The organism is Streptomyces sp. R41 (genome assembly GCF_041053055.1).
Lineage (GTDB): Bacteria > Actinomycetota > Actinomycetes > Streptomycetales > Streptomycetaceae > Streptomyces.
The window spans coordinates 8,358,831-8,374,185 of record NZ_CP163443.1 but is presented as its reverse complement, the minus strand read 5'-3'; the positions used below and the strand labels follow the sequence as shown (position 1 = coordinate 8,374,185).

Below are 15,355 nucleotides of genomic sequence, written 5' to 3'. Positions count from 1 at the left end.
GGACGCGGCGGTGCGGGCTTTCGCGGGGACATCCCTCGGAGTGCCTGAAGCAAGAGGCTGCTACGGCGTCATCCAGGGGACTGCGGCAGCCTGGACGCGTACCGCGTCGGTGGCGAGGTTCAGCGACAACAGCCGCGCGACAGGTGCGCGCGGGACCGCGGGGCGGGGCGGTGGTTGTCGAGGATCATGGGCACGATGGTACGAGGCCGGGGCTCAACTCGTCCTGGAATCCGGCCGGTCGGCGGACGGAGCGGCCCCGATCCCCTGGTCGGTGTCAGAGGTCGCCCGGTGCGCCGAGGCCCGTCAGCGCGCCGACCGGGTCGAGGTCGGGGGTGCCTCGGGGCCACCAGTCGTCGTGGCCCGGTTCGGATTCGTATGCGTACCAGAGGCCGCCCCGACCGAGGCGGAGTTGGGCGTGGCCCCGGGGGTGGGTGAGGTGGTTGCGCCACGGACGGAAGGCGGGGAGGTCGGCGGCGAGGAGGAGCGGACGGGCCCGGTCGAAACGGCCCGCCGGTGGGTCCCAGGGCTCTTCGAGGACGCTGAGCGCCTCGAATCCGCCCTGCCGCCAGGCGGCGACCGCGCGCGCCAGATCGGCCGGGGTGCGCCCCGTCGCGGAGGCGAGCGAGGAGTACAGGGCACGAGTGGCGGCGGTGAGGCCGGAACCAGGGCGGGCGGCGGCCAGTCGCACCGCGTCCTGCCAGAGCGTCAGTTCCGCGACGGGATCGCGGCCTGTCGTGAGCAGCGCATGCGCACGAGCCGCCGCGTCCGTGGCCAACTGGTCGAGCACGAAGGGGTCCGGACCACCCGGCGCGCCCGGGTAGGTCGGCGGCTGCTCGGGGTGCGCGGGCGGTGGCAGCGGCGCCGGGAGCGGCGGCAACGCGCGCCGGGTGAGGGCGTCGCGGGCGCGTACGCCGGGCAGGGGCGCCGGTTCCTGCTCCTGGGCGGCGCGGGCCGCGCGGGCGGCGTTACGGCGGGACAGCGCGTCGAGCAGCTCGCGTTCGCCACGGCCGCGCAACAGGAGCAGCACGAAGGGGTCTTCGTCCAGCAGCCGTGCCGTCTGGTAGCAGAGGGCGGCCGCGTGCTTGCACGGGTGTCCGGAGTCGGGGCAACTGCAGTGCGGTTCGAGCTCGCCGGGGCCGGGGAGCAGCGCGACCCCGCACTCCGCGAGCGACTTGGGCATCTCCTTGTCGAGCAGCGCGGCGATGTGCCCGGGTCGCTCGGCGGCCGCGTCCAAGAAGCGGTCCCAGTCGCCGTCGGACAACGTCGGCACCCTGACCTGCACGCGATACGGCCTCGGCCGGCTGCCGTGCACGTATGCCAGCACCAGCCCCGGCGTGACCGTGATGGCGTCGACGTACCCGTGCCCGGCATAGGCCCGCCCGCGCGCCAACCGCGCCGCGTCCAGCGCCCCCTCCTCCAAGGCGGTCACCCAGGCATTCCCCCACCACGTCTCCGCGAAGGTGTCGGCCTCCGACACCCGCGCCGGGAAGGCGGGGAAGGTACGGCGCAGCTCACCGTCGCGGCCCGGGGACCCCATGGAACGTGGGAGGCGGTTGACCGGGGGTGCGGTCGTCGTCGCTGATCCGGAGCGCGAACCGGGGTGCGCCGGGAGCGGGCCGGCGGTCACATCGGTTACGGAACCGGGCCGCGCGGGGCCCCGCCCGAGGAACGCCTCGCCCTCGTCGCCGCGTTGCACGGATGACGACTCCGGCGTCGCCGCGCGGGCGTCTCCGGCCGGTGCCGGGTGCGCATGCGGGGTCGCCTCGCACGCGTCTCCGCGTTGCGCAGACTGCGGCTCCGAAGTCCCTTCGTGTGCGTCCGGAGGCAACGCACGAGGCGCCTCCGCAGCCGCCTCCCGGACACCCCGAGACAGCGCACCATACGCGCCCGAAGCCGCATCCCGAGCGTCCCGAGGCAGCACAGGAGGCGCCTCCGCAGCCACCTCCCGAGCATCCCGAGGCTGCACCGTATGCGGGTCCGACGTCACGTCCGTGGGCAGCTCGAAGGCGCCGGCGAGCAGATCCCGTAGGTCCCGGGCCCGGGTCCCGCCGTCCTGGCGCGGCCGCCCCCGCCGAGTCCGGGAAGCGTTCAGGTTCGGCTCGGCGGATCGGCGCCCGCCCTCAACTCCCTTGGCTCCAGTACCCGTTCCTCCGCCGGCTCCGGTGTCCGCCTGTGCCCGCCTCGCCTCGTCGCGCGCGGCGCGCAAGGCCTCGCGCGCGATGTCACCGGGACGCGCGCCTTCGGAGGCATTCTCAGCAGGACGGCTCGCCGGGGTGCTCCCCGCCCCGGCGGAAGCTCCCACCGGGCCGGGTTCCGCATCACCGTCGGACACCGGAGACGGCACGGCACCCCCATCCACACCCTCACCGGCACCCCACGCTCTCCCCGCCCCGGTCGCCCGCCGCAGAGCCTCCCGCGCCGCGTCGCCAGGTCGCGCTCCCGGGGAGGACCCCGTCTTCGACGGCGTCCCGGCCGCGTCCCGCGCGGCAGACGGGGCCGACTGGTCGTCAGCCGCGTCAGCCGACCCGGCCCCCCGAACCTCGCGCTCCCGCGCGGCCCGCAGTGCCCGACGGGCCTCGTCCGCAGGTCCCCGCACCCCGGCAACGGGACGGGGTAGATCGGAGTCGCCGGGCCGGTCCGTGCCTCCGCGCAGGTCCTTGCCTCCGCCCCGGTCCGCCTCCTCGCGTTCCTCCTGCGCCCCGGCCGCCACCGCCCGCTCCTCGCTCTCGGAACCGTTCACGACGACCTCCGGAGCGACACCAGGTCCGACAGCTCGCGGTCGGTCAGCTCCGTCAGGGACGCCTCGCCGGAGCCGAGGATCGCGTCGGCCAGCGCCCGCTTCGCTTCGAGCATCTCGGCGATGCGGTCCTCCACCGTGCCCTCGGTGATGAGGCGGTGGACCTGGACGGGCTGGGTCTGGCCGATGCGGTAGGCGCGGTCGGTGGCCTGTTCCTCGACGGCAGGATTCCACCAGCGGTCGAAGTGCACGACGTGGCCGGCGCGGGTCAGGTTCAGGCCCGTGCCCGCGGCCTTGAGGGACAGCACCAGGACCGGGGTCGCCCCGCTCTGGAAACGGTCCACCATGTGTTCCCGCTCCACGACCGGTGTGCCGCCGTGCAGGATCTCCACGGGGACGGCACGGGCGGCCAAGTGCGCGGTGATGAGGCGGGCCATCCCCACGTACTGGGTGAAGACGAGTGCCGAACCATCCTCGGCCAGCAGCGTGTCCAACAGCTCGTCGAGCAGGGCGAGTTTGCCGGAGCGGGCGGAGGGCCCATGGGCGGAGGCCCGGGCCTCCTCCTTCAGATAGAGCGCAGGGTGGTTGCAGATCTGCTTGAGGGAGGTGAGGAGTTTGAGGACCAGGCCCCGGCGCGCGATGCCCTCGGCGGTCTCGATCGCCAGCATCGACTCCCGGACCACCGCCTCGTAGAGCGAGGCTTGTTCGCGGGTCAAGGGAACGGGGTGGTCGGTCTCCGTCTTGGGCGGGAGCTCGGGGACGATTCCGGGGTCCGACTTCTTGCGGCGGAGCAGGAAGGGGCGGATCAGTCGGGCCAGGCGGGTCACCGCCTCGTCGTCCTCGCCGTTCTCCACGGCGCGCGCGTGCCGGGCTCGGAAGGACTTGAGGGGGCCGAGCAGTCCGGGGGTCGTCCAGTCCAGCAGGGCCCAGAGTTCGGAGAGGTTGTTCTCCACGGGGGTGCCGGTGAGCGCCACGCGTGCGGGAGACGGGATGGTCCGCAAGGCCTTCGCCGTCGCCGAGTAGGGGTTCTTGACGTGCTGCGCCTCGTCCGCGACGACCATGCCCCACTTCTGCTGGGCGAGCCGCGGCGCGGTGGACCGCATCGTCCCGTACGTGGTGAGGACGAAGCCGCCGTCGAGCTCGTCGAGGGTGCGGTCGGGTCCGTGGAAGCGGCGGACGGGGACGCCGGGCGCGAAACGGGCGATCTCCCGCTGCCAGTTGCCCAGCAGCGACGCCGGGCAGACGACCAGGGTCGGCTCGCTACGGGCCCGCCGCAGGTGCAGCGCGATGACGGTGACGGTCTTGCCGAGTCCCATGTCGTCGGCGAGGCAGCCGCCGAGTCCGAGGGAGGTCATGAGGTCGAGCCAGGCAAGGCCACGGAGTTGGTAGTCCCGAAGGCGGGCCTGAAGCTCCGGCGGCGGGTCGACGGAAGCCACGCCCGCCGTCAACCGATCGCGCAGCGCGGCCAGCGCGCCGACCGGCACCGCCTCGACCGTCTCTCCGTCGACCTCGGCGCTGCCGGTGAGCGCCACGGACAGCGCGTCGACCGGGTCGAGCAGGCCCAGTTCACGCTTGCGGGCCTTGCGGACGAGCGCCGGGTCGACGAGCACCCACTGGTCGCGCAGCCGGACGACCGGGCGGTGCGCCTCGGCCAGGGTGTCCATCTCGGTCTCGGTGAGCGGATCGCCGCCGAGGGCCAACTGCCAGCGGAACTGGAGCAGTTCCTCGCTCTCGAAGAACCCGGTGCCGTCCGTCGCCGACCCGGGCGCGGGGCGCACCACCGCCGCCGCGCTCAGGTCGTGGGCGAGGTCCCGGGGCCAGTGCACGGCGACCCCGGCCGCGCCGAGCCGGGTCGCCGCGACCCCGAGCAGATCGGACAACTCGTCCTCGGAGAGGGCGAGTACGTCGGGCACGTCCTGTTCGGACAGCCGGTCGAGCGGTGGCCAGACGCGGGCCGCGCGGCGGACGGCGAGGGCCGCGTCGACGCGCGCGCGGGGGCCGAAGGTCGCGTCGGCCTCCCCCGCCCAGAGGGCCGTCGCGTCCACCACGAGGGTGGGGTCGGCGAGGCTGTGCACCTGGACGACGGCCGCGCCCGCGCGGCGCGCTCCCTCGTCGTCGTCGAAGAGCTGGTAGGCGGACAGGTCCAGGCGGAGCGAGATCCGTACACCCGCGTCCATGCCGGCGGCGACCTCGGCGGCCCAGTCGTGGGCACCGGGCAGCCGCTGCGGCTCGCTCGCCGCGAAGGGTTTCCCGGAGGTGTACGGCGCTGCCGGAGTGCGCGGCAGTGTGTCCGCGACGGCGTCCAGGAAGGACCGCATCAGCGCTTCCGGCTCGGGCAGCCGCAGCGGGCCCTTGCCGGGGAGCGGGACGGCATGTCCTTCGTACGGAAGGGCCGCTGCCACCGCCCTGAGGTGGGCGATGTCGTCCTGGTCCAGCGGGCCCGCGCGCCATGCGTCGAGCCCGTCGGCCGTCAGTCCCGGCAGCAGCCGCCCGCGCGCGACGAGCCGCAGGGCATGCAGCGCGGCCGCGCCCCAGCAGACCGTGGCAGGATGCGCGGCGGGGTCACGCCGGGCTCCGGCGAGCAGCGGCAGGGCCTCGCCTACAGGGAGGGTCACGGCGGGGACGGTGCCCCTGCGGACTCCGGGACCGTGGGGTCGTACGACCGTCAGCCGGGTCCGCTCACCGGACGGTGCCCCGTCGACCGGCTCAGCCGACGACGCGCCCTCGACGCGCTCACCCGAGGACACCCCCGCGGCATGCTCCCCCGACGCCGCGTCCCCGCCCTGCTCACCGGACGGCAGTGGCTCCCCGTCCGGATCCCAGAACGCGACCCGCCCCTCGCGCGGCAGCGGCGCGGGCAGGAAGACGGCGGCGAGCCGCCCGGAGAGCGCCCGCGCGGAAAGCGACCGCTCGGCCGTCGCATCCACCCCGTCCCCCATACGCCCGGTCACCTCCCGCCCCTCAGTCGAATCAGTTGTCTTCGACTCTACGGGCGGGGTCTGACAATCGGCCTCGGTGACCGCGCCGGGCCGGATCGGGACCGGTCAGGGAATCGTGCGCGAGACCACGTACACCATGGGGTGCTGGGGCTCGGACCGGTTCACGACGATGTCCTGCGTGGGCGCCGGGTCCTTCTGCTTGTGGACGAGACCGGACCACGGGCCGACGCCGGTGAACTCCCAGCCGACGACCTTCTGGTCGCGGGCACTGATGGTGATGTCGTCCTTCTTCAGCGCCTTCCGGCTGGTGCCGACGGTCTTGAGGAACCAGTCCAGGCCCGCGTCGGTGGTGCCGAACTGCACATACAGGCGGCTGGTCTTCCAGTTGTTCGTCTCGTAGTAGGCGACGTCCGTGGAGTCCGCGGGCATGGGCACCTGGTACAGGCGGCGCTGGACACGCGAGGGCCAGCCTGCGGTGAGGCCGGTCGCCGAGTACTTGTCCTCTTTCTGCTTGCCGCTGTTGCGGCTCTGGTTGGCGGAGACCACCAGATAGCCGGCGGGTACGCCGATGAGCAGCACGATGATGAGCAGCGTGAGGGCACGGCGGCGGAACTTGTGGCGCGGGTCCTCTGGCGGCCGCTGCGGCTCGTCCGGCGGTGATGCCTGGCGCGGCAGCGAGGCCGTCACAGCGACCCCTGGGTCGTGCGGCGGGACTCCGTGTAGCGCTCGTACCGCTCGTAGCGCTCCACGCGGCGCCGCTTGGCGCGGCGGAAGCGGCGGGCGACGAGGCGGGCGAGGTCGGCGGCGCCGACCATGCCGGCCTCGGGGCCGAGCTGGGCGCGCGCGATACGGGCCTCGGGGCGGTAGCCGCGGCCCGTGAGATTCCTGCGGAAGGCGTCCCGCGCGGGGCCGATCAGCAGGTCGTCGGCCGCGCTGACGCCACCGCCGATGACGAAGCAGGAGGGGTCCAGGGCGGCGGCCAGGTTCGCGATGCCCACGCCGAGCCACTGGCCGATGTCCTGGAGCAGCTCGATGCACATGGCGTCGCCCTCACGGGCCAGCTCGGTGATCATCGGGCCGGTGATGTCGGCGATGTTGCCCTTGACGTGCTCGATGATCCCGTACGCCACCGGGGAGTCCGCGGCGGCGAGCTCGCGGGCCTCGCGGACCAGTGCGTTGCCGGAGCTGTACTGCTCCCAGCAGCCGCGGTTGCCGCACGGGCAGCGGTGGCCGCCGGGCACGACCTGCATATGGCCGAACTCACCGGCGACGCCGAACTTGCCGCGCTTGACCTGGCCGTCCTCCAGGATCGCGCCGCCGATGCCGGTGCCGAGCGTGATCATGACGAGGTGGTCCTCGCCACGGCCCGCGCCGAAGCGCCACTCGGCCCAGGCGGCGGCGTTGGCGTCGTTGTCGACCAGGACGGGCACGGCGAGCCTGCCCGCGAGGCGATCACGCAGGGGCTCGTTGCGCCAGGAGAGGTGCGGCGCGAACAGGATGCGGTTGCGGTCGGCGTCGACCCAGCCGGCCGCGCCGATGCCGACCGCGTGCACGTCGTGCCGGTCGGAGAGGTCCAGGACCAGCTCGACGATGGTGTCCTCGACGACCCTGGGGCTCTTGGACTTGTCCGGCGTCTCGGCGCGGACCTTCTCCAGGATGTTGCCGTCGGCGTCCACGACGCCCGCCATCACCTTCGTGCCGCCGATGTCGATGCCGACGGTGGGGACGCGGGGCGCCGTCAGGTGGGAACGGCGCTCACGCGTCCCTACGGTCCGCAGGACGGTGGCCCGCGCGGAGCCGCGGTGTGCGAGGTCGCGGTAGGTGCTCATCGGGCCGATTCTGCCTTACGCCGGGGCGGGCCTGCACTGTGGGAGCCTCCGCGGACGCTGTGCAGGGCGCGCCGGTCAAGAGGCTCGGGCCGTCCCTTCACCGCGGGCCGTGGAGGCCGGTCGCGCCCACGCGGCGGAGCCGCATTATGTACAGCCACGCGCCCCTGTCGGGGCGCTCCTCACGAGCTGCGTTCCAGCTCGTGCCGCAGGTCGTCCAGCTCGCTGCCGCCCGCCATCTGGCGGGTCAGCTCGTCGAGCGTGATGTCCTCGCGCGCGTTGCTGCTGAACATCGTGCCGCGCTTCAGGAGCACGAATCGGTCGCCCACCAGATACGCGTGATGCGGATTGTGGGTGATCAACACAACACCCAGTCCGGCGTCCCGTGCGGCTGCCACATATTTGAGGACCACACCGGACTGCTTCACACCCAGGGCCGCGGTGGGCTCGTCGAGGACGAGGACCTTGGCGCCGAAATAGACGGCGCGGGCGATCGCCACGCACTGACGCTCACCGCCGGACAGGGTGCCGATGGGCTGGTCGACGTCGCGCAGGTCGATGCCCATGCGCAGGAGCTCCGCGTGGGTCGTCTTCCGCATGAAGTCGACGTCCATGCGCTTGAAGGGAACGACGCCCTTCCTGGGCTCGGAGCCGAGGAAGAAGTTCCGCCAGACCGGCATCAGCGGAACGACGGCGAGGTCCTGGTAGACCGTGGCGATCCCGTGGTCGAGGGCTTCGCGCGGGGACGACAGCCGGGTCTCCTCGCCCTCGATGCGCAGGATGCCCGCGTCGTGCTGGTGCCGTCCCGCGATGATCTTGATCAGGGTGGACTTGCCCGCGCCGTTGTCGCCGAGCACGCAGGAGATCTCGCCCGCGTGGACTTCCAGCGAGACGCCTTCGAGGGCGCGGATGTTGCCGTAGTACTTGCTGACGTCGTCGAGCTCGACGAGCGCCGTACGGTCCGTGGAGGCCGAGTCGGTCGTCATGTTCCCGTCCGTGGTCACTTCGTCGCCTCCGCGCGCTTGCGGACCCAGTGGTTGAGCAGGGTCGCCAGGAGCAGCATCACTCCCAGGAAGAACTTGAACCAGTCCGGGTTCCACTCGGCGAACACGATGCCCTTGCTGACCATGCCGAAGATCAGCGCGCCGACAGCCGCGCCGACCGCGGAACCGTAGCCACCGGTGATCAGACAGCCGCCGATGACGGCCGCGATGATGTAGATCAGCTCGTTGCCGACGCCCTCGCCGGACTGCACGACGTCGAACGAGAACAGCAGGTGCTGGCCGGAGATCCAGGCGCCGAAGGCGACGCCCATGTAGAGGCCGATCTTGGTCTTGTCGACCGGGACGCCGACCGCGCGGGCCGCTTCCTCGCCACCGCCGACGGCGTAGATCCAGTTGCCGACGCGGGTGCGCAGCAGGATCCAGGTGGCGATGGCGACCAGGGCCAGCCACCACAGGATGGTGATCTTGAAGTCGACGCCGCCGATGGTGAGCGTCGAGGCGAAGACGTCCTTGGCGGAGGAGAAGCCCTCCATGTCGGAGATCGACTTCGTGGAGACCGTGCCGCTGATCAGCTTGGTGAAGCCGAGGTTCATGCCGGTCAGCATCAGAAAGGTGCCGAGCGTGATGATGAAGCTCGGCGGGTCGGTGCGGGTCAGCATGACGCCGTTGAAGACGCCGATCGCCAGGGTGACGAGCAGCGAGACGAAGACGCCGACCCAGACGTTCGCGGTCATCTGGTAGCTGAACATCGAGGAGATCAGCGCGGAGCTGGTCACCATGACGCCCGCGGAGAGGTCGAACTCGCCGCCGATCATCAGCAGCGCGACCGGGACGGCCATGATGCCGATGGTCGACGAGGCGTACAGGACCGTGCTGAGGCTCCCGGCCCGTACGAAGCTGTCCGCGAAGATCGCGAAGAAGACGAAGACGGCGATCGCGCCGACCACCGAGCCGAGCTCGGGGCGGCCCATGAACTTGCGCAGCGGCGAGGTCTTCAGGAGACGTTCGTCGGCCTTGGTGCCCGGCGACGGCGCGGGTGCGGTGGTACTCATCGGGTGCCCCGCTTCGTGTACTCCAGCAGCGCGCCGGCCTGGTCCTTGGTGATGATCTGCGGTCCGGTGAGGACCGGCTTGCCGCCGCCGAGGACGTCGTCGTTGTACTTGTAGAGCCAGAGCAGGTCCACGGCCTCGTACCCCTGGAGGTACGGCTGCTGGTCGACGGCGAAGCCGAGCGTGCCGCTCTTGAGCTCCCCGGCCACCTTCTCGTTGAGGTCGAAGGTGTCGATCTCGGCCTTGCTGCCCGCGTCCTGCTTGGCCTTGACCGCGGTGTCCGCGAAGGGGGCGCCGAGCGTGACGACCGAGTCGATGGACGTGTCGGCCTGCAGCTTGGCGCCGATGGAGGCCTGCACGTCGGGCATGCTGGTGCCCTGGACATAGAGGTTCTGCACGGTGCCGTGGAAGGTGTTCTTGATGCCCGCGCAGCGCTGCTCGTGACCGACGTTGCCCTGCTCGTGCAGAACACACAGGGCCTTCTTGCGGCCCCGCTTGTTCAGCTCGTCACCGACCGCCTCGCCGGCGACGGTCTCGTCCTGACCGATGTGGGTGAGCGCACCGAACGCCTTGGACTCCTCGGAGCCCGAGTTCACCGTGATCACGGGGATGCCGGCCTTCTCGGCGCGCGCGACGGCCGCCTTCATGGCGTCGGGCTTGGCGAGCGTGACGATGATGCCGTCGACCTGCTTGTCGACGGCGGCGTCCACGAGCTGTGCCTGCTGCTGTGCCTCGCCACTGTGCGAGTACAGGAAGTTGATGTTGTCCTTGACGGCGGCCTGCTTGGCGCCGCTCTGCACGATGTCCCAGAAGGTGTCGCCTTCGCCCGCGTGGGTGATCATCGCGAAGGTCCATTTGGGCGTGTTCACCGCGGCCCTGCCCTGGGCCGCCGCCGCCTTGCGGGCGTCCTCGGCCCGCTTACCGCCGGTGCTGCTGCATCCCGCGAGGGACACTCCCAGCGCCCCTGCGAGCGCGATGCTTACCCAGGTCCGAGTCCGTGCCACGAGGCCGTGCCCTTCTTGCTTGCTCCTTGGTGCGCCGGGCCCTGCGGACTGGCCCGGAGGGCCGTCACATAGGCCCCTGGGACCGGCGTCTCACCGGCCCCAAACGTCCAAGTATCAATCACGGGGATCATGCACCCGACCAGCGGGTCCCGCGCGCGGTGGACTTCACCGGTCGCGCCACGCCCTTCTCGGTGACGACAGCGGGGCCGGTGAGGAGCGCGCGTCGGTCGATCACGGACGCACGAGGGAAGGAGAGCGCGTCAGTCGATCACGGACGCACGAGGAGCTGGAACTCGAAGGAGTAGCGCGAGGCCCGGTAGATGTGGGTGCCGAACTCGACGGCGCGGCCGGTGTCGTCGAAGGTTGTGCGCTGCATGGTGAGCAGGGGCGCGCCGGCCGGTTCGCCGAGCCGCTCGCCCTCTTCCGCGGTGGCCGCGCGTGCGCCGACGGACTGCCGGGCGCTGTGCAGGGTGATCCCCGCCGCGCGCATCAGCCGGTACAGGCCGGTGGCCTCCATCTGCGCGCTGTCCAGCTCCAGCAGGTCGGGGGGCAGATAGTTGCAGAGGTACGCCATCGGCTCCCCGTGGGCGAGGCGCAGCCGCTCGACACGGTGTACGTCGCCGCCCTCGGCCACGCCCAGGGCCGCCGCGACCTCTGCGGACGCCGGTACGACGGTGTTGACGACCACCTGGGTCGCCGGGCGCTGGCCCGCCGACTCCAGGTCGTCGTAGAGGCTGCTGAGTTCCAGCGGGCGCTTGACCTGGCTGTGCACGACCTGAGTGCCCACGCCGCGGCGCCGTACGAGCAGGCCCTTGTCGACGAGGGACTGGATGGCCTGGCGGACCGTGGGCCGGGACAGGCCGAGCCGCCCGGCGAGCTCGATCTCGTTGCCAAGGAGGCTGCCCGGGGTCAGCGTTCCGTGCTCGATCGCGGCCTCCAGCTGTTGGGACAGCTGGAAGTAGAGCGGGACCGGGCTGCTGCGGTCGACGCTGAGCTGGAGCGACACGGTCGGATCCACATCTGGTTTCGGCACGGCCCGAGCGTAGCTCTGGGAGATGTTGACGGGAAGTTGTGAAGTTCGATTGTCCGGACAAACCATTGACACGGTGCCGGCTTCGCCCACACTGTTCCCATGCGCATCGGACTCATCGGAGCGGGTCGTATCGGCACATTCCACGCGACCACTCTCAGCCGTCACCGTGAGGTCGGCGGCTCCCTCATCGTCACGGACGCGGACACCGCGCGGGCCCATCGGCTGGCGGACCGACTGGGCGCGACGGCGGCGCCCAGCGTGGACGAGATCTTCACCTGGGGCGTGGATGCGGTGGTCATCACGGCGGCGACTTCGGCCCACGGCGAACTGATCGGTCGGGCAGCGCGGTCCGGGCTCCCGGTCTTCTGCGAGAAGCCCATCGCCCTCGATCTGGCGGGCACGCTGGCCGCGCTGGCCGAGGTCGATGCCGCCGGAACGATTCTGCAGCTGGGCTTCCAGCGCCGCTTCGACGTGGGCTACACGGCCGCCCGCGAGGCGGTGCGGTCGGGACGGCTGGGCCGGCTGCACACGGTCCGGGCGATGACGTCCGACCAGTCGCCGCCCCCGGTCGACTACCTCCCGCTCTCCGGCGGGCTCTACCGGGACTGCCTGATCCACGACTTCGACATGCTGCGCTGGGTCACCGGCCGCGAGGTCCTCGAGGTGTACGCGACCGGGTCGGACGCCGGGCCCGCGATGTTCCGCGAGGCGGGTGACATCGACACCGCCGCGGCCGTGCTCACCTTCGACGACGGCACCCTCGCCACGGCGACGGCGACCCGGGTGAACGGGGCCGGCTACGACGTCCGGATGGAGCTCGCCGGCGAGCTGGACCAGATCGCCGTCGGCCTCGACGACCGTACGCCGATCGCGTCCACCGAACCGGCCGGGCCGCCGCCCGCCGACAAGCCGTGGATGGGCTTCCTGGAGCGCTTCGGTCCGGCGTACGAGGCCGAGCTCGCCGCGTTCGTCGAGGTCGTCCGCGGTGAGCGGCCCAATCCGTGCGACGGCCGTGAGGCGTTGGAGGCGCTGCGTATCGCCGAGGCGTGTGTGGTGTCCCGGCAGGAGCGGCGTCCGGTGCGGCTCCGGGAGATCCCGGGCGGGCGAGACTGAGTGGAGGACCCCGGCGGTGCGCCTCACACGAGGAGGCGCACCGCCGGGGTCTGTGCGTCGACTCCGAGTACCCGGTCGCAGTGCTTGCACTTCAGCTCGTGCGGCCGCACCAGGTTGGTCTGGATGCTGTCGGTGCCCGACTCCTTGGCGTCCTTGCAGTAGTAGCCCAGGTGCAGCCGGACCCAGGGGTGGCTGGTGGGCGCCGCTGTCTTGTTGCCGTCCCGGGTGTCGGTGAAGGGCGCCCACCAGAAGTCGATCAGGGCACGGACCGCCAGCCCCTCCCGGCCGTTGGTGGTGTCGAACGCGGCGATCCTGGCGGCGGTGTGGTGCCGCTTGAATCCGCTGCGACTGCCGGAGCACAGTGCGCGCTCGGCCCCGCGCTCGAAGACCGTCGTACGGCCGGTGCGCTCGCAGATGAAGCAGTCCAGGCTGAACTCCAATGTGGAGCGCCAGTACAGCTGGTGGGCGTCGGAGCCGCGCAGCTCCTTGCCGGTCAGCTCCGCGGTGATCTCCGCCGTACGCAGCACGGATGACGCTCCTCTCGTCGAAGGGGGCCGCTCACCAGCGCACCGGCAGGCTGCGCAGGCCGCGTATCAGCATGCCGGACAGCCAGTCCCCAGGGGGCCCGTCGAGCTCGAGATCCGGGCATCGCTCCAGCAGGGAGCGCAGCGCGACACGGGCTTCGAGGCGGGCCAGGGGCGCGCCCAGGCAGTAGTGGATGCCATGTCCGAAGGCGAGATGGCCCTGCGGGGCGCGGTGGACGTCGAAGCGGTGCCGGTCCGGGCAGTACGCCGCGTCGCGGTCGGCGGCGTCGAGGCCGATCATCACCGGGTCGCCCACCGCGATGGACCTGCCGCCGATCTCCATCGGCTCGGCCGCGTAGCGGTACGTCGCCGTCTCCACCGGTCCCTCGAAGCGCAGGACCTCCTCCACAGCGCCGTCGAGGAGGGTCATGTCGGCCCGCAGCGCGGCGAGTTGGTCCGGGTGGGTGAGCAGGGTGTGCACCGCGGTCGTGATCAGGTTGACCGTCGTCTCGTGGCCCGCGACCAGCAGGATGAACGCCATCCCGCGCAGTTCGTCGCGCGAGAGGCGGTCGCCGTCCTGCGCGCGGGTACGGATGAGGGCGCTGAGCAGGTCGTCGGCCGGTGCCGTGCAGCGTTTGTCCTCGATCAACTCGTCAAGGTATGAGGCGAGTTGCTCGATCGCGGCGAGTTCGGTGTCTCCGCCGGACGGGGCCACGATCTCGTTCGACATGGCCCGGAAGGCCTCCCGGTCGATGTCGGGGACGCCGAGGAGCTCGCAGATGACCGTGATGGGCAGCGGATAGGCGAAGGAGTCCACGAGGTCGGCGCGGCCCTTCGGCAGCATCTCGTCCAGCAACTCGTCGGTGATCTGCTGGACGCGCGGGCGCAGCGCCTCAACCCGCCGCATGGTGAACGCGCCCGCGACGAGCGAGCGCAGCCGGGTGTGCTCGGGCGGGTCGCTGATCAGCACATACCGGCCCATCAGCTCCTCTTCGAGCGAGCTCAGCCCCATTTTGGTGCTGTCCTTGGACAGCCTCGGGTCGGCGAGGGCGGCCCGCGCCTCCTCGTACCCCACGACGAGCCAGCCCTCGTACGCACCGGGTGGTGGCGTGCGCACCCAGTGCACGGGACCTCGCTCACGCAGTGCCGCGTACACCGGATACGGGTCCGCCGTGAACCGCGCCCCGTACTCCCCCAGGTCGATCATGGTTGCTCCTCCCGTTGCCCCGATCAACGATCGCGGCCCCCGATCAGTGCCCGACCTCCCCTCGGTGCCGTCCTCCCCTCAGTGCCGTCCTCTCAGTGCCCGTCCTCCTCCAGAAGCCCGGCGTCGTATGTCAACAGGGCGATCTGTACACGGTTGTTGAGGCCGAGCTTGGCCAGGATGCGCGAGACGTGGGTCTTGACGGTGGCGACGCTCATGAAGAGTTCGGCGGCGATCTCCGCGTTCGACCTGCCTTGCCCTACGGAGACGGCGACCTCGCGTTCCCGGTCGTTGAGGGAGGCGACCCGGTCGCGGGCGGTCGCACGGCGGGTGTCGGGCGCGCCGCCGGCCGCGTGCTCCATCAACTGGCGGGTGACGGTGGGCGACAGCACGGGATCACCCGCCGCCACCCGCCTCACCGCCGCGAGGATCTCCGCGGGCGGGGTGTCCTTCAGTACGAACCCGGCCGCCCCCGCGCGCAGCGCCCGCAACACCTGCTCGTCGGCGTGGAAGGTGGTCAGGACCACGACCTGCGGCGCCTCCTGGCGGCCGCGCAGCCTCTCCGTGGCGGTGAGTCCATCGACCGTCGGCATCCGGATGTCCATCAGGACGACGTCCGGGCGGGTGCGGTCGACGAGCGCTTCCACCTCGCTCCCGTCGGCGGCCTCTCCGACGATCTCGATGTCGTCGGCGCCGCCCATCATGAAGGACAGGCCGGCTCTCACCAGGGGGTCGTCGTCGACGAGCAGCAGTCGGATCGCAGTCATGGGATCCACCTAACCAGGTCGCCCGTCTGCGACCAGGACGCTTCCGATCAGGAGGTCTCAAACAAGCGCCGTCAGATCCTTTTCTCGGTGCGCGTGCTCCGCGCCGCCCCGCGCGACTCACCGCTGGTGCCCGGAATGCCGCGCCGGTCGGGAAG

Annotated in this window: 12 protein-coding genes; 1 reads left to right on the top strand and 11 read right to left on the bottom strand. The window is 71.7% G+C overall.

Going from position 1 to position 15,355, the window contains the following annotated elements:
• Window positions 1-274: 274 nt before the first annotated feature.
• The 8 genes from AB5J53_RS38050 to AB5J53_RS38015 all read right to left on the bottom strand — a co-directional run bounded on the left by AB5J53_RS38050 (window position 275) and on the right by AB5J53_RS38015 (window position 11,565).
• Entirely contained in the window at window positions 275-2,596 is a 2,322-nt protein-coding gene (locus tag AB5J53_RS38050) for an SWIM zinc finger family protein (RefSeq protein WP_369252701.1), read from the bottom strand.
• Window positions 2,597-2,736: 140 nt separating this feature from the next.
• The gene (locus AB5J53_RS38045; RefSeq protein WP_369252699.1) at window positions 2,737-5,676 is read right to left on the bottom strand and encodes an SNF2-related protein; all 2,940 of its coding nucleotides are present in this window, start codon (window positions 5,674-5,676) and stop codon (window positions 2,737-2,739) included.
• A gap of 105 nt (window positions 5,677-5,781) precedes the next feature.
• A complete protein-coding gene (locus tag AB5J53_RS38040) occupies window positions 5,782-6,363 on the bottom strand; it encodes a sugar kinase (RefSeq protein WP_369250148.1) in 582 nt (193 codons plus the stop codon).
• On the bottom strand, window positions 6,360-7,505 hold the full coding sequence (locus AB5J53_RS38035) for an ROK family glucokinase (RefSeq protein WP_369250147.1): 1,146 nt from the start codon (window positions 7,503-7,505) through the stop codon (window positions 6,360-6,362). The genes AB5J53_RS38040 and AB5J53_RS38035 overlap by 4 nt, the downstream gene beginning before the upstream one ends.
• Window positions 7,506-7,684: 179 nt before the next feature.
• Window positions 7,685-8,488, bottom strand: a complete 804-nt coding sequence (locus tag AB5J53_RS38030; protein WP_369250146.1) for an ATP-binding cassette domain-containing protein — start codon at window positions 8,486-8,488, stop codon at window positions 7,685-7,687.
• Window positions 8,489-8,502: 14 nt separating this feature from the next.
• Window positions 8,503-9,558 carry an ABC transporter permease gene (locus AB5J53_RS38025; protein ID WP_369250145.1) on the bottom strand — a complete coding sequence of 352 codons (1,056 nt, stop codon included), beginning with the start codon at window positions 9,556-9,558 and terminating at the stop codon, window positions 8,503-8,505.
• Entirely contained in the window at window positions 9,555-10,559 is a 1,005-nt protein-coding gene (locus AB5J53_RS38020; RefSeq protein ID WP_369250144.1) for a sugar ABC transporter substrate-binding protein, read from the bottom strand. The genes AB5J53_RS38025 and AB5J53_RS38020 overlap by 4 nt, the downstream gene beginning before the upstream one ends.
• Before the next feature lie 268 nt (window positions 10,560-10,827).
• Window positions 10,828-11,565: a GntR family transcriptional regulator gene (locus AB5J53_RS38015; protein WP_369252697.1), complete on the bottom strand. Its 738-nt coding sequence runs from the start codon at window positions 11,563-11,565 to the stop codon at window positions 10,828-10,830.
• Between the two features lie 126 nt (window positions 11,566-11,691).
• Between AB5J53_RS38015 and AB5J53_RS38010 the strand changes: the two genes are divergently transcribed.
• The gene (locus AB5J53_RS38010; RefSeq protein ID WP_369250143.1) at window positions 11,692-12,705 is read left to right on the top strand and encodes a Gfo/Idh/MocA family oxidoreductase; all 1,014 of its coding nucleotides are present in this window, start codon (window positions 11,692-11,694) and stop codon (window positions 12,703-12,705) included.
• Window positions 12,706-12,728: 23 nt separating this feature from the next.
• On the opposite strand, the gene AB5J53_RS38005 is transcribed toward AB5J53_RS38010, so the two are convergent.
• From AB5J53_RS38005 to AB5J53_RS37995, 3 genes are all read right to left on the bottom strand, one after another.
• Window positions 12,729-13,232 (bottom strand): hypothetical protein, encoded by a 504-nt coding sequence (locus AB5J53_RS38005; RefSeq protein ID WP_369250142.1) that lies wholly within the window; start codon window positions 13,230-13,232, stop codon window positions 12,729-12,731.
• 31 nt (window positions 13,233-13,263) lie between these two features.
• The gene (locus AB5J53_RS38000) at window positions 13,264-14,436 is read right to left on the bottom strand and encodes a cytochrome P450 (RefSeq protein ID WP_369250141.1); all 1,173 of its coding nucleotides are present in this window, start codon (window positions 14,434-14,436) and stop codon (window positions 13,264-13,266) included.
• Between the two features lie 92 nt (window positions 14,437-14,528).
• Window positions 14,529-15,200 carry a response regulator gene (locus AB5J53_RS37995; RefSeq protein ID WP_369250140.1) on the bottom strand — a complete coding sequence of 224 codons (672 nt, stop codon included), beginning with the start codon at window positions 15,198-15,200 and terminating at the stop codon, window positions 14,529-14,531.
• Window positions 15,201-15,355 lie beyond the last annotated feature (155 nt).

Excerpts from the sequence above, each read along its gene's own strand:
- AB5J53_RS38035 (WP_369250147.1), bottom strand. The coding sequence starts at position 7,505 with ATGAGCACCTACCGCGACCTCGCACACCGCGGCTCCGCGCGGGCCACC.
- AB5J53_RS38030 (WP_369250146.1), bottom strand. The coding sequence starts at position 8,488 with ATGACGACCGACTCGGCCTCCACGGACCGTACGGCGCTCGTCGAGCTC.
- AB5J53_RS38045 (WP_369252699.1), bottom strand. The coding sequence starts at position 5,676 with ATGGGGGACGGGGTGGATGCGACGGCCGAGCGGTCGCTTTCCGCGCGG.
- AB5J53_RS38025 (WP_369250145.1), bottom strand. The coding sequence starts at position 9,558 with ATGAGTACCACCGCACCCGCGCCGTCGCCGGGCACCAAGGCCGACGAA.
- AB5J53_RS38000 (WP_369250141.1), bottom strand. The coding sequence starts at position 14,436 with ATGATCGACCTGGGGGAGTACGGGGCGCGGTTCACGGCGGACCCGTAT.
- AB5J53_RS38010 (WP_369250143.1), top strand. The coding sequence starts at position 11,692 with ATGCGCATCGGACTCATCGGAGCGGGTCGTATCGGCACATTCCACGCG.
- AB5J53_RS37995 (WP_369250140.1), bottom strand. The coding sequence starts at position 15,200 with ATGACTGCGATCCGACTGCTGCTCGTCGACGACGACCCCCTGGTGAGA.